Source organism: Streptomyces solitudinis, from assembly GCF_036323765.1.
GTDB lineage: Bacteria > Actinomycetota > Actinomycetes > Streptomycetales > Streptomycetaceae > Streptomyces.
In genome coordinates, this window is sequence record NZ_JAZDCW010000002.1 from 468,909 (window position 1) to 486,465 (window position 17,557).

Consider the following 17,557-nt stretch of genomic DNA (forward strand, 5'->3'; position numbering starts at 1 on the left):
CCGTGCCACCATCGTGCGGGCGGTGACGCGTGATACGGGACGAAGAAGAGCAGTCGGACAAGCCGCCGGGCGGAGCCTCGGAGCCGAGTGAGGGCCACCCGGACGGTGCCGCACGCCCGGCCGGGGACGCCCGCCCGGCCACCGGTGCGGAGCCCGCCGCCGCAAAGCCCGCCGCCGCCCCGGGCGCCGCCGGGTCCGAACGCCCGGGCGGCAGACGCGGGACGGGGTTCCCGAACCTGCCGGGCCTGGCCGGGCTCGCCGAACACCTCCCCGGCAGGTCCGCCCGCCCCGCCGCCTCCGCCGAACCGCCCGAGCGGCTCGACGGCGACGAGCCGCTGCTCGCGGCGCGGGTGCACCGCCCCTCGGACCTGCTGCGGCTCCTGCTGGGCTGCCTGGGCGTCGCCGTCGTCCTGGCCATCGCCTACTTCGCCCACGCCACGACCGCGGGCATCGAGCAGGACATCGACAAGGGGGCCGATCAGGCCCCGCCGCTGGTCATCAGCGTCCTGGGCGTCGTCTCCAGCATCGCGGTGCTGATCGTGCCCGTCGCCTTCGCCATCGAGCGGCTCATCAAGCGGGACGGGCTGCGCATCGCCGACGGCGTGCTGGCCGCCGTCCTCGCCCACGGCGTCTCGCTCGCCGTCGCGCTGTGGATCGCCGAGGCCGCGCCGCCGCCCATCCAGGACGCGTTCACCAAGTCGGCGCCCGGCGGCGGCCTGACCGACCCGGTGCACAACTACCTCGGCCCGGTCATCGCCTACATGACGGCCGTCGGGATGGCGCGCAGGCCGCGCTGGCGGGTGCTGCTGTGGGTGGTCCTGCTCGCCGACGCGCTGTCCGTGCTCGTCAGCGGCTACACCACGTCGCTGGCCATCGTCCTGACGGTGCTCATCGGCTGGGCCATCGCCTACGGCACCCTGTACGCGGTCGGCTCGCCCAACGTCCGGCCGACCGGCCAGAACCTGCTGGCGGGACTGCGCCGCGTCGGGTTCACGCCGGTGAGCGCCCAGCGCGCCGAGGACGGCTTCGCGGACAGCGACCGGGGGCGCCGCTACCTCGTCGCCCTGGAGAACGGCCCCCCGCTGGACGTCACGATCGTCGACCGGGAGCAGCAGGCGCACGGCTACTTCTACCGCGCCTGGCGGCGCCTGGCGCTGCGCGGCATCACCCAGCGCCGCAACCTCCAGTCGCTGCGGCAGGCGCTGGAGCAGGAGGCGCTGCTCGCGTACGCCGCCATCGCCGCCGGGGCCAACGCGCCCAAGCTCATCGCCACCTCCGAGCTGGGCCCGGACGCGGTGATGCTCGTCTACGAGCACATCGGCGGCCGTCCGCTGGACGCCGTGCCGGACGAGGAGGTCAGCGACGACCTGATGCGGGCGGCCTGGGAGCAGGTGCGCGCGCTCCAGTCACGCCGGATCGCCCACCGCAGGCTGGGCGGGGAGGCGCTGCTGGTGGACGGTGCGGGTGCCGTCTTCCTCACCGACCTGCGCGGTGGCGAGATCGCGGCCGGGGACATGAGCCTGCGCACGGACGTGGCGCAGTTGCTGACGACCTTCGGGCTGCGGGCCGGCGCCGAGCGTGCGGTACGGGCGGCGGTCGGTGTGCTCGGCCCCGACGCCGTCGCCGACAGCCTGCCGCTCCTCCAGCCGATCGCCCTGAGCCGCGGCACCCGGCACACCCTGCGCCAGCGGGCGAAGGAGCGGGCCGAGCGGGAGCGGGAGCGCGTCCTGGAGACGGCGCAGGCGCACCGGGAGCAGCGCGAGGCGCAGGCCCAGCGCGCCGGGGACGCGGCGGACGGCAGCCCGCCGCGCGGCCGGGGGGGCGCGACCTCGGAGCGGGCGGAGCGCAAGGCGATCGACGACGCGCTGGAGGAGACGCGCGAGGAGGACCTGCTGTCCCAGATCCGCCAGGAGGTGCTGCGGATCAGGCCGCAGGCCCCGGTGGCGCCGGTGCGGCTGGAACGCATCCGGCCGCGCACCCTCGTCACCGTCATCGCGGGCGCGCTGGCCGCCTACTTCCTGCTGTCGTCCCTCGTCCACGTCAACCTCGTCGATCTGGTCACCGAGGCGCACTGGGGCTGGGTGGCGTTCGCCGCGGCCTGCTCGACGGCCAGCTACGTGGCCGCCGCCCTGGCGCTGCTGGGTTTCGTGCCCGAGCGGGTGCCGTTCTGGCGGACGGTGACCGCGCAGGTGGCCGGGTCGTTCGTGAAGCTGGTCGCCCCGGCCGCGATCGGCGGCGTCGCGCTGAACACCCGCTTCCTCCAGCGCGCGGGGGTGCGTCCGGGGCACGCGGTGGCGAGCGTCGGCGCGTCCCAGCTGTTCACGCTGGGTGTGCACGTGACCCTGCTGCTGAGCTTCGGGTACATCACCGGCAAGGAGCAGGCCCCGTCCATCCCGCCGTCCCGCACGGTGATCGCGGGGCTGCTGACGGCGGCGGTACTGGTGCTCATCGTCTCCGCCATCCCGCCGCTGCGGCGGTTCGTCGTCACCCGGGTGCGGGCGCTGTTCGCCGGGGTGGTGCCGCGGATGCTGGACGTGGTGCAGCGGCCGACGAAGCTGGCCAGCGGCATCGGCGGCATGCTGCTGATCACGCTGTCGTTCGTCGCCTGCCTGGACGCCTGCATCCGGGCGTTCGGCGCCGAGGTCAGCTTCACCATGGTCGCCGTCGTGTTCATGGCGGGCAACGCGCTCGGCTCGGCCGCCCCGACCCCCGGCGGCATCGGGGCCGTGGAAGGCGCCCTCGTCCTGGGGCTGACCACCATCGGGCGGATGGACTTCACCACGGCGACCTCCGCGGTGCTGCTGTACCGGGCGCTGACGTTCTGGCTGCCCGTCCTGCCCGGCTGGGTGGCGTTCACCCGGCTCACCCAGCGCAAGGCGCTCTGAGGGCGCGACGGCGCGGGCGGGCGGGCGGCGCGCCCCGGAGCGTCACCCGGACGGGTCCGTACACCGGGCAGCGGACGGCCGGGCGCACCGACGATGGCAGTCACCCGACCCCAGGGAGCCGCCATGTCCCACGCCAGCCGCCGGGGCGCGGCCCTGGCCGCCGCCGTCCTGCTCGCCGCGGGCGCCACCGGGTGCGCCGGCGGCACCGCCACCGCACCGGACGGCGGCCGGGTCGCGCGGGCGGCGGAACGGGCGCCGGTGCGGCCTCCCGACCCGCCCGACCTGCCCGGCACGCTGACCGGGCAGGAGCTGAGCTGGTCCGCCTGCCCGCCCTCGCCCGAGTACGGCGGCGGCCCTCCGGCCGTCCCGCCGGAGCCGATGCCCGACGGCACCGGCTGGCAGTGCGCCACGATGAAGGCGCCGCTCGACTACGGCGAGCCGGACGGCGAGACCCTCGACATCGCGCTGGTGCGGGCCCCCACCAAGGCGGAGGGGCCGGAGCGCATCGGCTCGCTGGTCTTCAACTTCGGCGGTCCCGGTGGCTCCGGCGTGACGACGCTGCCCCTGTCCGGCGCCGAGTACGCGGAGCTGCACAAGCGCTACGACCTCGTCAGCTTCGACCCGCGCGGGGTCGCCCGCAGCTCCGCGGTGCGCTGCCTGCCGGACGAACGGCTGGACGCCTACCTCCAGGAGGCCACCGTGCCCTCCACCGGCGCGGAGGCCGAGGAGTACCTCGCCGACCAGCGCGCCTACGCCCGCGCGTGCGAGGAGCGGTCGGGGAAGCTGCTGCCGCACCTGACCACCGCCGACACCGCCCGGGACATGGACCTGCTGCGGCAGGTGCTCGGCGACGGCCGGCTGTACTACTTCGGCATCTCCTACGGCACGGAGCTGGGCGGCGTCTACGCGCACCTGTACCCGGAGAAGGTCGGCCGGGCGGTGTTCGACGCCGTGGTGGACCCGACGCTGGACCCGGCCGAGTCCAGCCTCAACCAGACCAAGGGGTTCCAGCTCGCCCTGACCAACTACCTCAAGGCGTGCGACCAGGACGGCGACTGCCCCGTCGGGCCGACCCCGGCCCAGGGCGAGCAGCGGATCGTGGACCTGCTGGAGCGCCTCGACCGGGAGCCGATGCCCACGGCCGACCCCGGGGGCCGCGAGCTGAACGCCACGCTGGCCGCCGCCGGGATCGCGCTGTCCCTGTACTCGCCCGACTTCTGGGACCTCCTCACCGACGGGCTGGAGAACGCCGTCAACGACGGAGACGGGACGCTGCTGCTGCGGCTGAGCGACCTGCTCAACGGACGCCGCGACGACGGGAGCTACGACAACAGCCAGGCCGCGCTCACCGCGATCACCTGCGCGGACGCCGAGCCGCGCTACACGGTCGAGGACGTCCGCGAGCGGCTTCCCCGCTTCCGGGAGGCGTCACCTGTCTTCGGTGAGACGTCGGCGTGGGGCCTGCTGTCGTGCACCGGCTGGCCGGTGGAGGGCGCGGCGGAACACCCGGTGGTCAGCGCGCCGGACGCGCCGCCGGTCCTCGTCATCGGCACCACCGGCGACCCGGCCACGCCGTACGAGGGCGCGGCGCGGATGGCGCGGGCGCTCGGCGGGGACGTGGGCGTGGAGCTGACGTACCGGGGCGAGGGGCACGGCGCGTACAACAGCGGCGACGCGTGCGTGCAGAACCGGGTGAACGCCTACCTGCTGCGCGGCTCCGTGCCGCAGGACGGCACGGAGTGCCCGGCCTGACCCGGTGCCGCGTACGGAGCGGGCGGGGACGCGCCCGGACCCGTTCCGCACGCGGCTGCGCTTCCGGTGCCGCTCAGTAGACCGGCTTCTCCGGTTCGATCTGGTGGACCCAGCCGATGACGCCGCCGCCGACGTGGACGGCGTCGGAGAAGCCCGCGCTCTTGAGGACGGCGAGGACTTCCGCGGAGCGGACACCCGTCTTGCAGTGCAAGACGATCTTCTTGTCCTGCGGGAGTTCCTGGAGGGCGCCGCCCATCAGGAACTCGTTCTTCGGGATCAGCCGGGCGCCGGGGATGGAGACGATCTCGTACTCGTTCGGCTCGCGGACGTCGATGATGTCGATGCTCTCGCCGCCGTCGATCCACTCCTTGAGCTGGGTCGGCGTGATCGTGGACCCCGCGGCGGCCTCCTGGGCCTCCTCGGAGACGACACCGCAGAACGCCTCGTAGTCGATCAGCTCGGTGACCGTCGGGTTCTTGCCGCACACCGCGCACTCCGGGTCCTTGCGGACCTTGACCTGGCGGTAGGTCATCTCCAGGGCGTCGTAGATCATCAGGCGGCCGACCAGCGGGTCGCCGATACCGGCGAGCAGCTTGATGGCCTCGTTGACCTGGATCGACCCGATGGAGGCGCACAGCACGCCCAGCACGCCGCCCTCGGCGCAGGAGGGCACCATGCCCGGCGGCGGCGGCTCGGGGTACAGGCAGCGGTAGCAGGGACCGTGCTCACTCCAGAAGACCGACGCCTGACCGTCGAAGCGGTAGATGGAGCCCCACACGTACGGCTTGTTCAGCAGCACGCACGCGTCGTTGACCAGGTAGCGGGTGGCGAAGTTGTCCGTGCCGTCCACGATGAGGTCGTACTGCGCGAACATCTCCATGACGTTCGACGAGTCGAGCCGCTCCTTGTGCAGGTTGACCTGCACGTACGGGTTGATGCCCAGCACGGTGTCCCGCGCGGACTCGGCCTTGGAGCGGCCGATGTCGGCCTGGCTGTGGATGATCTGGCGCTGGAGGTTCGACTCGTCGACCTCGTCGAACTCCACGATGCCGAGGGTGCCCACACCGGCCGCCGCCAGGTACATCAGCGCCGGGGAGCCGAGGCCGCCCGCGCCGACGCAGAGCACCTTCGCGTTCTTCAGCCGCTTCTGCCCGTCCATCCCGACGTCCGGGATGATCAGGTGGCGGGAGTACCTGCGGACCTCGTCGACGGTGAGCTCGGAAGCCGGCTCGACCAGCGGTGGCAGCGACACGGAGACCTCAGCAAGGGTGGTCGGAACGGTTGTTCTTCCCGTAACACTGCCACGGGCGATCTCATTCCGAGACACCCGGTCCGTTCCGCGAGACGGAACCGTCCCAGTGTCCGGGCAGCGCCCCGGCGGCGGGCCGCGGCCGGGGCGCTTGCCGGGGTCAGATGCGGCAGGCCGCCTCCATCCAGATGTCGGCCAGCGACTCCTCCAGGCCGATGCGCGGACGCCAGCCGAGCCGGTCGCGGGCGGTGCGCACGTCGGCCTGCTGCCACACCCCGCAGCCGTCCGGGTACGCCGGCTGCGGCGGCCCCGCGCCCAGGTGCGGCTCGTCCAGCTCCAGCACCGCCCCGGCGTAGCCCGCGACCCGGGCGAGCACCCCGGCCGCGTCGCGCAGCCGCACCGCCCGGCCGGTCCCGATGTTGACGATGCCCTGGGCGGCCGACAGCGACGCGGCGTGCACTGCGCGGGCCACGTCCCGCACGTCCACGAAGTCGCGCTGGACGCCGAGCCCGCTCAGCTTCAGCTCGTGGTCACCCTGCTGCATGGCGCGCCGCATGGCCTCCGCGATCCGCCCGAGCGGCGACCCGGCCGGGGTGCCGGGCCCCGCCGGGGAGAACACCCGCAGCACGATCGCGTCCAGCCCGGAACCGAGCACCAGTTCGGTGGCGCCCAGCTTGCTCACCCCGTACGGGCCGCCGGGCCGGGGGACGGCGTCCTCCGCCGTGGAGGAGCCCGGCTGGGAGGGCCCGTACTCGGAGGCGCAGCCGACGTGCACCAGCCGGGCGGTGCAGCCGCTGCGCCGCAGCGCCTCGCAGACGGTGGCCGTGGCCACGGTGTTGTGCCGGAGCAGGTCGCGTGCGCCGCCCCGGATGGCGCCCGCGCAGTTGACGACGACGCCGGGGTGCACCGCGTCGAGGAACCGGGTCAGCGCGCCGGGGCTGCCCGAGGACAGGTCGAACCGGACGTCGGAGTCGTCCTGGCGGCCGAGCGCGGTGAGCTGGACGGCCGGATCGGCCAGCAGGCGGTCGGCGACGTAGCGGCCCAGGAAGCCGCCCGCCCCGAGCAGCAGCACCCTCATCGTGCCTCCTCCCCCGGTCGGCGGGAGTCGCCAGTGGTGTGCTGAGCGGTCATCGGTAGTGCTCCTCGCTGGTCGTGACGTGAGGCCCGGCGTCCGTGGTCGCGTCGGCCGGGAGGCAGGTGAGGTCCGGGCAGCGGCCGTGCGGGGGCAGCCGGTCCGGTGCGACGGCGAGCGGTCGGCGTCCGCGCGGTGGCGCCGGGCCGGGCCCGGCGCCCGGGGTGGCGCGGAGCGGGGCGCCGCGGGCGGTCCGCCGGGTCCGGGGGCGGGGCAGGGGAGGCGGTGGGGGCCGTGGAGGCCGCTGGAGAAACGGTCCGCCTGACCGGACCCGGCGCAGAGGGCGGAGTCCGTGGCGGCGGGGTGCCCGGCGCACCGCGCCCGTGCGCGCCACCGCCCCCGCGCCCGCCGACGGCCCGCGCGCCCTCATGCCGCCGACGGCTGCGACTGCGCGCGTACGCCTCGACCGCGTGGCCCCTCGTCCCGCGCCCGGGCCGGTCGCACCGGGCCACCGCATCACCGCGCGCGAGGGAACGAGCACCCTCGGTCATGAGTGCGATGCGCATGAGGTCACCCCCGACTTTCCTCCCGGGCCCGGTCGTTGCGGGAAGACGGTATGCGCGGGATGCGGGGGGGCGATGGACGGTTGTCCGTCGCACCACCGGAACGGGTGAACAACCGTGACTTTTCCGTTGGTCCTACGTTCGCCCGGGCGTCCAGGCCACCGGTGCCGGAGGCGTGGCGGCGCCGCCGGCGGGCGAGCTGCCGCTAACCCTCCGGGAAGGGCCAGGCGTTGGGACGGCAGGTGGCGTCGCCCGACGTCAGCGTCTTCGTCTGCTGCATCATCACCGGAGCCAGGGCGCCGTCCTTCAGGCAGCCCACGTGTCCGAAGCCGAGCCGGTGGCCCACCTCGTGGTTGATCAGCATCTCCCGGTACTCGCGGATGCGGTCCGGGCCGAACGTCGGCGAGCCGTGCCCCCACCGGTAGGCGTTGATCATGATCCGTTCGGTGAACGCCGAGTCGCAGGAGACGTTGTCCACGGTCGTGTCCAGTCCGGACTTGGCGCACCACTCGGCCGTCGTGCCGGGGCTCGCCAGGGTGATGACGAAGTCCACCGGCCCCGAGTCCACGCGCTCGAACGTGCGGGCTCCGTCGTGGCTCCAGCTCCGCTCGTCGTTGAGCGTGGTGTGCACCGCGCGGGCGAACATCGCCGCGTCCAGCCCGACGTCCCTCTCGACGTCCACCCGGTACGTCAGCCGGTTCCCCGCGCCCGTGCCGCGGTCCTGTCCGGTCACGGCGGTGAAGGAGCCGGGGCCCGCCAGATCGGCGGCCACGGGTATCTCGGCGGCCAGTTTCTCCTCGTAGGTCTCCGGCGCCGCCTTCGGCGGCGGCTCCTGCGAACCCGCGGGCTCGGGCCCCCGCTCGGAGCGCGAGGACGGGTCGGCCGTCTCGCGCTCCTGCGCGCCGGGCGCCTTCGGCCCGCCGGACTCCGCGGGGGGTGTCTGCCCGGCGACCACCACGGTGAGGGCGGCGGTGACGGCCGCCGCGGCCAGACCGGTGACCATGCGGGCCCGCCCCGCGGGCCGCCCCGGACCGGCCGGGACGGGCGCGGGCCCGGGCTCCGGCCCGGACTCGGGCCCGGACTCGGGCCCGGACTCGGGCCCGGACTCGGGCCCGGACTCGGGCCCGGGGTCCCGCCGCGACGGCGGGGCGCCGGGGGCCGCGGCCGGTGCCGCCGGTCCGGCGGCGGCCGGGAACGCGTCGAAGGCCCGCACGAACTCCGGGTCGGGCCCCTCCGGCCCCTCCGGGCTGCCGGGCGGACGGACCGCCGGGGCACCGGCCGGGCCGTGGTCGCGGGCCGGATCGTGGCCTCGGGGCACGTCGTAGGCGTCCGGGTGCTCGCGCGGGCCGGGCACGGTGGGCCGGGCGGGCGCGCGGTCCCGCGGCCGGCTGGCGGCGTCCTCCTCGGCGCCCCCGGCGGGAGCGGGTCCGCGCGGCGTCGCCGGACGCGCGTCGGCCGCCGCACGAGCGTCGGCTATGGGCGGCGGCGCGGCCGGACGGGCGGCCCCGTCCCCGGTCGCGGTGGCACGCGGGGCGCGGCGGGGTCGGCTGTGACGTCCCACGCGGCGCTCAGCTCCCGCTGCCGGGCTCGGCCGGGCGCGCTCCGGGCGGGGGCGGGGCGCCGTCCGCCTCGGCGAGCAGGCGCCGGACGGCGGCGGCCACCTCCCGCGGGTACTCCATCATCGCCACGTGCCCCGCGTCCGGCAGGGTCAGCACACGGGAGTCGCGGAAGGCGCGGCCGGCCTTGCGGGCCATGCGGGCGGACACCAGTTTGTCGCGTCCGCCGTACACCAGGAGCGTCGGCGCCAGCACCCGCTGGGCCTGCCGCCACAGCCCGTGCTGGCCGCCCACGGTGTAGGCGTCCACGACCCCGCGCGCCGAGCGGGCGAGGCTGTCCCAGAAGTGCGGGAGCGCCAGGCGGCGCTCGTACTCGGCGACGGCCTCCGCGAGGTGCTCCTCCGGGACCTTCGAGGGGTCGCCGTAGCACAGGGACAGCACCGCGCGGGTGCGGCGCTCGGCCGTCCAGTCGCGGGTGAGCCTGCGGTAGCCGTGGACGACGCCGGGCAGGGCCAGCAGCGCGGTGGGCAGCGCCGTGCGCTGCGGCCGCAGCTCCGGCAGCGCGGGCGAGACGAGGGTGAGGCTGCGGACGAGGTCGGGCCGCTGGGCGGCGACCCGGGTGGCGACGGCGCCGCCCAGCGAGTTGCCGAACAGGTGGACGGGCCCGCGTCCGGCCGCGTCCAGGTAGCGGACGACGGCCCTGGCGTGCCCGGAGACCGAGTAGTCGCCGTCCTGCGGCGGCGGGGAGTAGCCGAATCCGGGCAGGTCGACGGCCTCGCCGTCCACGTCGCCGCCCAGCTCGGCCATGAGGGCGAGCCAGTTCAGCGAGGAGCCGCCGAGGCCGTGCACGTACAGGGCGGGCGGGGTGCCGCGGGAGGACGGCACGCCGGGGCCGCCCGGCAGCGAGCGGACGGCGAGGGTCAGTCCGGGCAGCGGGACGGTGCGCGGCGCGCCCCGGCGGGCACCGTCCGCCGACGGCCCGCGGCGCGGCGCGTCGGTGCGTACGTCGGGCGGGTCGGTGGAAGCCATGCAAGGCATGTTACGACTCGATCACGCGGTCGTTTGAGGGTGGCCGCCTCCCGGCGGTCTCGCGCTTCCCGCCCCGCGCCCATAGGCTCGTGTGAGGGACGGCGGACGGGGTAGAGGGTGGCGTTGTGCCCGCAGAGCCCACTGATCCCACAACCATCGAGGACGCCGTGAACGACAGGACGCAGCACGTACCGCCCCCCGCAGCCGACGCGGAGACCCCCGAGGCCGACGCCGCCGAGCAGCGCGCGGAGCTGGTCGAGACCGAGGACGCCCCGCTGACCGGGCAGGACCTGGACGCCGTGGACCCGGGGGACGCCGCGGAGCAGGCCCGCGTGGTGGATCTGGACGAGGACGACTACCGCTGACGCGCGGCACCGCCGCGCGCCGGGCCGCGGGCCGCGCCGTCCGCCGGCGGCGCCGTTGCGGACGCGCCGCGACCGGGGGGGGACATAGCATCTCATTCCCCCTCCGGTCCGGCGCCACGGCGTCCGAAAGACGAAAACCTGCGGCCGCGGCGCGCGCACGGCGGTTACCGAAAAGTACGATGACGGACGCGGCGCACTTCGCGTCCGGAACGATCCAGGGAGGCGGCGTGACAGCCATCGAGCAGACCGAGGCACGGCCGCGGGGTACGCGCCTGCCGCGCCGCGCGCGGCGCAACCAGTTGCTGGGCGCCGCGCAGGAGGTGTTCGTCGCCCAGGGGTACCACGCGGCGGCCATGGACGACATCGCCGACCGGGCCGGCGTCAGCAAGCCGGTGCTGTACCAGCACTTCCCCGGCAAGCTCGACCTCTACATGGCGCTGCTCGACCAGCACTGCGAGGCGCTGCTCCAGGCGGTGCGCGCGGCGCTGGGCTCCACCACCGACAACAAGCTCCGCGTCGCCGCCACCATGGAGGCGTACTTCGCCTTCGTCGAGAACGAGGGCGGGGCCTTCCGTCTGGTCTTCGAGTCCGACCTGACCAACGAACCCGCCGTGCGCGAACGGGTCGACAAGGTGAGCCTCGACTGCGCCGAGGCGGTCACCGAGGTCATCGCCGACGACACCGGCCTGCCGGCGGAGCAGGCGAAGGTGCTGGCCGTCGCGCTGTGCGGCATGGCGCAGATCACCGCGCGGTACTGGCTGGGCTCGGGACAGCCAATCCCCCGGGACGCCGCCGCCACCCTCATCTCCTCACTGGCCTGGCGCGGCATCGCGGGCTTCCCCCTGCACGACTGAGCGCGGGCGGGACGCGCCGCGCGGCGGTCCGCCCGTGTTCGCTCCCGGCGTGGCGGACCGGCCCTCGGCGGTACTCCGCGCGGGCTAGGGTGTCGGGAGTGCGCGGTCGGCCGTCGGTGCGGCCGTGTCAGGAGCGTCAGAAAGGACGAAGGGACACAGCGTGGAGGTCAGGATCGGCGTGCTGCACACGCCTCGCGAGATCACCCTGGAGAGCCGGCAGGACGCGGAAGAGATCGAGCGCACCGTCGCCGACGCCCTCGCGGGCAAGGCCGGTCTGCTGAGCCTGGAGGACGAGCACGGCCGCAAGGTGCTGGTGCCCTCCGACCGGCTGGCGTACGTGGACATCGGCGAGCCGACCGCACGCCGGGTGGGCTTCGGCGCCGTCTGAAGCGCCCGCCCGCGAGCGCGGGCGACGGATTCGAGCGGTACCCGACGGCGGCCGGGGAGGACGACCTCCCGGCCGCCGTTTGGCGTCCCGGGAAGCCGGGGTAGGACCGGAAAAGTCCGGTCTGCCACTCGGCTCGGGAGGTGCCCATGCTCGGGGAAGCGCTCGGTTCCGCCCTGCTCGGTCTCGTCGTCGCCCTGGCCGCGCTGCGCTGGCTGCCCGGCCGGTTCGGCAGCGCGCCGCTGGTGCTGGCCACCGGCACCGTCGCCGCCGCCCTGGGCGGCCTGGTGACCCGGGCCGTGCTCGGCCCCGGGCACCTGCCGGCCGCGCTCGCGCTGGCCGTCGCCGTCGCCGTGGCGCTGGTGTCCCTGCTCGTCGACGGGCGCGGCACCCGCCCGCGTTCCCCGGTGCCGCAGACGGGCCGCTGAGCCGCGCACGGGCGGCGTCCCGTCGGCCCACGCGCACCACGGGCCCCGCGCGCACCCGCACGCCGGGGCGCGGGTGCGCGCGGACGGGCGGGTGCGTCGGGCCGCCCGTGTGTCAGGCCGCGAGGCCGAGCGCCGCCATCCGCTTGGTGTGTGCCTCGGTGATGCGGGAGAACATGCGGCCGACCTCCGCGAGGTCGAACCCGGCGGCCACCCCGCCCACCAGCATCGTGGACAGCGCGTCCCGCTCGGCGACCACCCGCTGCGCCTGCGACAGCGCCTCGCCCATGAGCCGCCGGGCCCACAGCGCCAGCCGGCCGCCCACCCGCGGGTCCGCCTCGATGGCCGCCCGGACCCTCTCCACCGCGAAGCTGGAGTGCCCGGTGTCGTCGAGGACGCCGAGGACGAGGTCGCGGGTGCCCGAGTCCAGGCGGACGGCGACCTCGCGGTAGAAGTCGGAGGCGATCGAGTCGCCCACGTACGCCTTGATCAGGCCCTCCAGCCAGTCCGACGGCGCGGTCTGCCGGTGGAACTCGTCCAGCGAGGCCACGAAGGGGCCCATGGCCTCCGCCGGGTCGGCGCCGATCTGCGCGAGCCGGTCCCGCAGCGTGTCGAAGTGGTGGAACTCGGCCGCCGCCATGGCCGCCAGCCTCCCCTTGTCGCCCAGGGTCGGCGCCAGCTTGGCGTCCTCCGCGAGGCGCTCGAAGGCGGCCAGCTCACCGTAGGCGAGGGCGCCGAGCAGGTCGACGACGGCCGCCCGGTACTGGGGGTCGGCGGACGCCTGCTCCCAGTCCTGCGCGGCGACGTCACCGGACGGCTGCGGGGCGTCCGGCTCCCCGGCGGTCGCAGGTTCTGCGGTGTCGGACGGCTGCGGGGTGGCAGAGGTCTCAGGCGTCTCCATGCTGGGCACAATAACCCTCCCCACCTGCTACGGAAGCCCCCAGGGCGGTGCCCGGGCCCGGGGCGCGCGGTCCGGGTGCGGAGATCGGCCCGGTACACCTGCGCGGTTTCGCGGTACAGTGGTATAGAGCCCGCCGGTCGTACGACGGGCCGCCCAGTGCGGCGCCGGACAGCCGGAACCGCACGCAGACCCACACCGGGGCAAGGTTCCCGGACCGCGGATGCCCGGTCGGTAGCACGATCGGCTCCGACCAGACCGCCCTCCTCATGGTGAGGGACCGCTCGCGCGGTATGAGCGCTTGAGCGAGAGCTCGTGGTCCTGCGCGGCGTACGTCTTATCGGCGCCGGCGCGGTACGACCCGCCTCGCCGCCTTGTGTCGCGTCAGATGGAAGAGGCAAGCATCCTGTCCACCACGACGTTCCGCGAACTCGGAATCCTCCCCGAGACGGCCGAGGCCCTGGAGGCCGTCGGCATCACCACTCCCTTCCCGATCCAGGAGATGACGCTCCCCGTGGCCCTCGCGGGCCGGGACGTCATCGGCCAGGCCAAGACCGGCACCGGCAAGACGCTGGGCTTCGGGCTTCCCGTCCTGGACGCCGTCACCGTCCCCGCGGACGTGGAGGGGGGCCGGGCCGAGCCCGGCCAGCTCACCGACGCCCCGCAGGCGCTCGTGGTGGTCCCCACCCGCGAGCTGTGCCAGCAGGTGACGAACGACCTGCTCACCGCCGGGAAGGTCCGCAACGTACGGGTCCTGTCCATCTACGGTGGCCGTGCCTACGAGCCGCAGGTCGAGGCCCTGCGCAAGGGCGTGGACGTCGTCGTCGGCACCCCCGGCCGGCTCCTGGACCTCGCGGGCCAGAAGAAGCTGGACCTCGGGCACGTGCGCGTGCTCGTCCTGGACGAGGCCGACGAGATGCTCGACCTCGGGTTCCTGCCGGACGTCGAGAAGATCGTCCAGCAGGTCCCGGCCAAGCGGCAGACCATGCTGTTCTCCGCCACCATGCCGGGCCAGGTCATCTCGCTGGCCCGCCGGTACATGTCGCAGCCCATGCACATCCGCGCGACCGCGCCGGACGACACGGGCGCGACGGTGGCCAACACCAAGCAGCACGTCTTCCGGGCGCACTCCATGGACAAGCCCGAGATGGTCTCCCGCATCCTCCAGGCCGAGGGCCGCGGCCTGGCGATGATCTTCTGCCGCACGAAGCGGACCGCCGCCGACATCGCCGAGCAGCTCACCCGGCGCGGCTTCGCGGCCGGCGCCGTCCACGGCGACCTCGGCCAGGGCGCCCGCGAGCAGGCGCTGCGCGCCTTCCGCAACGGCAAGGTGGACGTGCTCGTCTGCACCGACGTCGCCGCCCGCGGCATCGACGTCGAGGGCGTGACGCACGTCGTGAACTACCAGACGCCCGAGGACGAGAAGACCTACCTGCACCGCATCGGCCGCACCGGCCGCGCGGGCGCCTCCGGCACGGCGATCACGCTCGTCGACTGGGACGACATCCCGCGCTGGCAGCTGATCAACAAGGCGCTGGAGCTGGGCCTGGGGGACCCGGAGGAGACGTACTCCACCTCGCCGCACCTCTACGAACTGCTGGGCATCCCCCAGGGCACCAAGGGCGTCCTGCCGCGGGCCGAGCGCACCCGCGCCGGTCTCGCGGCGGAGGACGTCGAGGACCTGGGCGAGCCCGGCGGACGGCGCCGCGGCGCCAAGGCGGGCGGCGCTGAGGAGAGCGCACAGGAGCGCCCGCGCAGGAACCGCGCTCCCCGCCAGCGCCGCCGCACCCGGGGCGGTGTGCACGTCGCCGAGGGCGCGGACGCCGGTCCGGCTCCGGCCGGTGCGGGCACCGCCGACGCCGGGGCGGGCGGTTCCGCCGACGCGGGCGCCGCCTCCGCCGCCACCGCGGCGGACGCCTCGGACGCGCGCAAGCCGCGCCGCCGTCGCCGCCGCACCCGCAGCGGGGGCGGAAACGGCGGCGCAAGCGCGCAGAGCGAGGCGTGAGGGACCGCGTCACCGTGGCGGCGGCCCGTAGGGAGCCCTCGCCCCGGTGGCGTTGAGGCGCCCGAGCACGCGGCGGTAGCGTCGGCGCATGAGCAAACCGCCGACGCTCCGGCTGCCGCCCGGTGCCCGCTCCTACCGGCTCGACACCGCCCGGGGCGGCTTCGCCGTGCACGAGGCGGGCGACGCCCGGCTGGGCACGGCGCTGCTGCTGCCGGGGTTCACCGGCAGCAAGGAGGACTTCGCCGGGCTGCTGGCCCCGCTGGCGGACGCGGGGTTCCGGGTCGTGGCCGTGGACGGCCGCGGCCAGTACGAGACCCCGGGCCCGCCGGACGAGGCCGCCTACGCGCTCCCGGAGCTGGCCCGCGACGTGCTCGCCCAGGCCGACGCGCTGGGCGGCGGGCCCGTGCACCTGCTCGGGCACTCGCTCGGCGGCCTGATCGCCCGTGCGGCGGTGCTGCGCCGGGCGGCGGCCTTCTGCTCGCTCACGCTCATGAGCAGTGGCCCGGCCGCCGTCTCCCCGCTCCAGCGGCAGCGGGTGCGGATGCTGACCGAGGCGCTGACGGCCTGGGACATGGCGGGGGTGTGGGAGCGGATGCGCGCCCTGGACCCGCCCGAGGCGGCGGACGCCCGCACCCCGCCCGAGGTCGCCGCCTTCCTGCGCGAGCGGTGGATGGCCACCGTGCCCGCCCAGCTCACGGCCACGGGCCGCATCCTGACCGGCGAACCGGACCGGGTGGCCGAGCTGGCCGCCGTCGGCCCGCGCGCGCACGTGCTCTCCGGGGCCGCCGACTACGCCTGGCCGGTGCCGCTCATGGACGACATGGCGCGTCGGCTGGGCGCCCGGCGCACGGTGATCGAGGGCGCCGAGCACTCGCCGAACGCGGAGCGCCCGGCCCGGACGGCCGCCGCGCTCGCCGCCTTCTGGTCCGCAGGCTGACGTGCCCCGGGGGCGTCAGCCGGCCGGGCACGGACGCCGTCAGCCGCCCTGGACGAGCCGGGTGACGCCGTTGGCGATCTGCTGCACGGCGATGGCCGACAGCAGCATGCCGGACAGCCGGGTCACCAGGACGACGCCGCCCTCCTTGATGAGCCGGACGATGCCCAGCGAGTAGCGCATCGTCAGCCACAGGACGACGTGCATCGCGGCGATCGCCGCCCAGACCGAGACCTGGCCGGAGACGCCGTCCGCCCGCTGCACCGCGAGGATCACCGACACGATCGCGCCCGGCCCGGCCAGCAGCGGCATGCCCAGCGGCACCAGCGCGACGTTCACCTCCTTGGTCTGCTTGGGCTCGTCCGTCTTGCCGGTGAGCAGGTCGAGGGCGACCAGGAGGAGCAGCAGGCCGCCCGCGATCATCAGCGCGGGCATCGAGACGTGCAGGTAGTCCAGGATCTGCTTGCCGAAGATGCCGAAGACCGTGATGACGGCGAAGGCGACGAGCGCCGCCTGCCAGGCCATGCGGCGCTGGGTCTTGACCGGGCGCCCGGAGGTCAGCGCCAGGAAGATGGGCGTGATGCCCGGCGGGTCCATGATCACGAACAGGGTGACGAAGAGCGAGCCGAAGACGGCGGCGTCGAACACGGTGGTGCCTAGCGGGAGAGGTGCGGGAAGGGGGACGGGCAGCCGGACGGGCCCGGGCGTCAGCCCGTGACGGGCCGGGCGCCGGAGCCGCGTGCGGCGATCTCGGCGTAGACGTCGGGCGCCGTGGTGTGCTCGCCCAGCCGGCAGCTCTTGCGGCTGCCGTGGTAGTCGCTGGAGCCGGTGGCCAGCAGGCCGAGGTCGGCGGCGAGTCCGTGCAGCCGCGTCCGGGTGGTTGGGTCGTGGTCCATGTGGTCGGCCTCGATGCCGTCGAGACCGGCGGCGGCCAGTTCCGCTATGGCGCTCTCGGGCACGCAGCGGCCCCGCTTGACGGCCTGGGGGTGCGCGAAGACGGCCACGCCGCCGGCGCCCTTGACGAGCCGGACCGCGTCGAACGGGTCCAGTTCGTGCTTCTCCACGTAGGCGCGCCCGTCGTTCGCCAGCCACTGCGGGGTGAACGCCGCCGGGACGTCCGGCACGACGCCCAGTTCCACGAGGGCCGTCGCCAGGTGCGGGCGGCCGACGGCGCCGTCCCCGGCGATGCGGGCCACCTGCTCCCAGGTGATGGGCACACCCAGCTCGCGGAGCCGGGCCACCATGGCCTGCGCGCGCGGCACCCGGTCGTCGCGGACCAGCTCGCGCTCGCGGGCCAGCTCCGGTTCCTCGGGATCGAAGAGGTAGGCCAGCAGGTGCAGGCTGACGCCGTCGAGCCGGCAGGACAGCTCGGCGCCGGTGACGAGGGTGAGCCCGGCGGGCAGCGCCGCGAGCGCCTCCGCGTGCCCGGCGACGGTGTCGTGGTCGGTGAGCGCGACGACGTCGAGCCCGGCCGCCGCGGCGTTGCGGACCAGCTCGGCGGGGGTGTCGGTGCCGTCCGACGCGGTGGAGTGGGTGTGCAGGTCGATACGCACAGGCACGCTCCAGCGAGTCGGCGGACGGGGAC

The 17,557-nt window shown here is 75.3% G+C and carries 15 protein-coding genes; 8 read left to right on the top strand and 7 right to left on the bottom strand.

Going from position 1 to position 17,557, the window contains the following annotated elements; translation table 11 throughout:
• Window positions 1–29: 29 nt before the first annotated feature.
• The gene (locus V1J52_RS05735; protein WP_443075722.1) at window positions 30–2,885 is read left to right on the top strand and encodes a lysylphosphatidylglycerol synthase domain-containing protein; all 2,856 of its coding nucleotides are present in this window, start codon (window positions 30–32) and stop codon (window positions 2,883–2,885) included.
• Between the two features lie 123 nt (window positions 2,886–3,008).
• Window positions 3,009–4,637: an alpha/beta hydrolase gene (locus tag V1J52_RS05740; protein ID WP_330138488.1), complete on the top strand. Its 1,629-nt coding sequence runs from the start codon at window positions 3,009–3,011 to the stop codon at window positions 4,635–4,637.
• A 73-nt stretch (window positions 4,638–4,710) separates the two neighbouring features.
• On the opposite strand, the gene moeZ is transcribed toward V1J52_RS05740, so the two are convergent.
• From moeZ to V1J52_RS05760, 4 genes are all read right to left on the bottom strand, one after another.
• Entirely contained in the window at window positions 4,711–5,889 is a 1,179-nt protein-coding gene (moeZ, locus tag V1J52_RS05745; protein WP_330138489.1) for an adenylyltransferase/sulfurtransferase MoeZ, read from the bottom strand.
• A gap of 157 nt (window positions 5,890–6,046) precedes the next feature.
• Window positions 6,047–6,964, bottom strand: a complete 918-nt coding sequence (locus V1J52_RS05750) for an NAD-dependent epimerase/dehydratase family protein (RefSeq protein WP_330138490.1) — start codon at window positions 6,962–6,964, stop codon at window positions 6,047–6,049.
• A gap of 762 nt (window positions 6,965–7,726) precedes the next feature.
• Window positions 7,727–9,082, bottom strand: coding sequence for a DUF3152 domain-containing protein (locus V1J52_RS05755; RefSeq protein WP_330138491.1), 1,356 nt, complete (start codon window positions 9,080–9,082; stop codon window positions 7,727–7,729).
• A gap of 7 nt (window positions 9,083–9,089) precedes the next feature.
• Complete coding sequence (locus V1J52_RS05760) at window positions 9,090–10,106, bottom strand: alpha/beta fold hydrolase (protein WP_330138492.1); 1,017 nt, start codon at window positions 10,104–10,106, stop codon at window positions 9,090–9,092.
• 125 nt (window positions 10,107–10,231) lie between these two features.
• Here V1J52_RS05760 and V1J52_RS05765 point away from each other — a divergent pair, with 125 nt between their 5' ends.
• The 4 genes from V1J52_RS05765 to V1J52_RS05780 all read left to right on the top strand — a co-directional run bounded on the left by V1J52_RS05765 (window position 10,232) and on the right by V1J52_RS05780 (window position 12,138).
• Window positions 10,232–10,471, top strand: a complete 240-nt coding sequence (locus tag V1J52_RS05765) for a hypothetical protein (protein ID WP_330138493.1) — start codon at window positions 10,232–10,234, stop codon at window positions 10,469–10,471.
• Between the two features lie 227 nt (window positions 10,472–10,698).
• Window positions 10,699–11,325 carry a TetR/AcrR family transcriptional regulator gene (locus tag V1J52_RS05770; RefSeq protein ID WP_330138494.1) on the top strand — a complete coding sequence of 209 codons (627 nt, stop codon included), beginning with the start codon at window positions 10,699–10,701 and terminating at the stop codon, window positions 11,323–11,325.
• Window positions 11,326–11,485: 160 nt separating this feature from the next.
• Window positions 11,486–11,713, top strand: a complete 228-nt coding sequence (locus V1J52_RS05775; protein ID WP_330138495.1) for a DUF3107 domain-containing protein — start codon at window positions 11,486–11,488, stop codon at window positions 11,711–11,713.
• Window positions 11,714–11,859: 146 nt separating this feature from the next.
• Window positions 11,860–12,138, top strand: a complete 279-nt coding sequence (locus V1J52_RS05780) for a hypothetical protein (RefSeq protein ID WP_330138496.1) — start codon at window positions 11,860–11,862, stop codon at window positions 12,136–12,138.
• Between the two features lie 112 nt (window positions 12,139–12,250).
• On the opposite strand, the gene V1J52_RS05785 is transcribed toward V1J52_RS05780, so the two are convergent.
• Window positions 12,251–13,036: a ferritin-like fold-containing protein gene (locus V1J52_RS05785; protein ID WP_330138497.1), complete on the bottom strand. Its 786-nt coding sequence runs from the start codon at window positions 13,034–13,036 to the stop codon at window positions 12,251–12,253.
• 385 nt (window positions 13,037–13,421) lie between these two features.
• On the opposite strand from V1J52_RS05785, the gene V1J52_RS05790 reads away from it, so the two are divergent.
• Together V1J52_RS05790 and V1J52_RS05795 are read left to right on the top strand one after the other, a co-directional pair.
• Window positions 13,422–15,038, top strand: coding sequence for a DEAD/DEAH box helicase (locus tag V1J52_RS05790; RefSeq protein ID WP_330138498.1), 1,617 nt, complete (start codon window positions 13,422–13,424; stop codon window positions 15,036–15,038).
• Window positions 15,039–15,126: 88 nt separating this feature from the next.
• A complete protein-coding gene (locus V1J52_RS05795; protein ID WP_330138499.1) occupies window positions 15,127–15,975 on the top strand; it encodes an alpha/beta fold hydrolase in 849 nt (282 codons plus the stop codon).
• Between the two features lie 39 nt (window positions 15,976–16,014).
• Here V1J52_RS05795 and V1J52_RS05800 read toward each other — a convergent pair whose 3' ends face one another.
• Window positions 16,015–16,620 (bottom strand): MarC family protein, encoded by a 606-nt coding sequence (locus tag V1J52_RS05800; RefSeq protein ID WP_330138500.1) that lies wholly within the window; start codon window positions 16,618–16,620, stop codon window positions 16,015–16,017.
• Window positions 16,621–16,679: 59 nt separating this feature from the next.
• Window positions 16,680–17,525: a PHP domain-containing protein gene (locus tag V1J52_RS05805; RefSeq protein WP_330138501.1), complete on the bottom strand. Its 846-nt coding sequence runs from the start codon at window positions 17,523–17,525 to the stop codon at window positions 16,680–16,682.
• Window positions 17,526–17,557 lie beyond the last annotated feature (32 nt).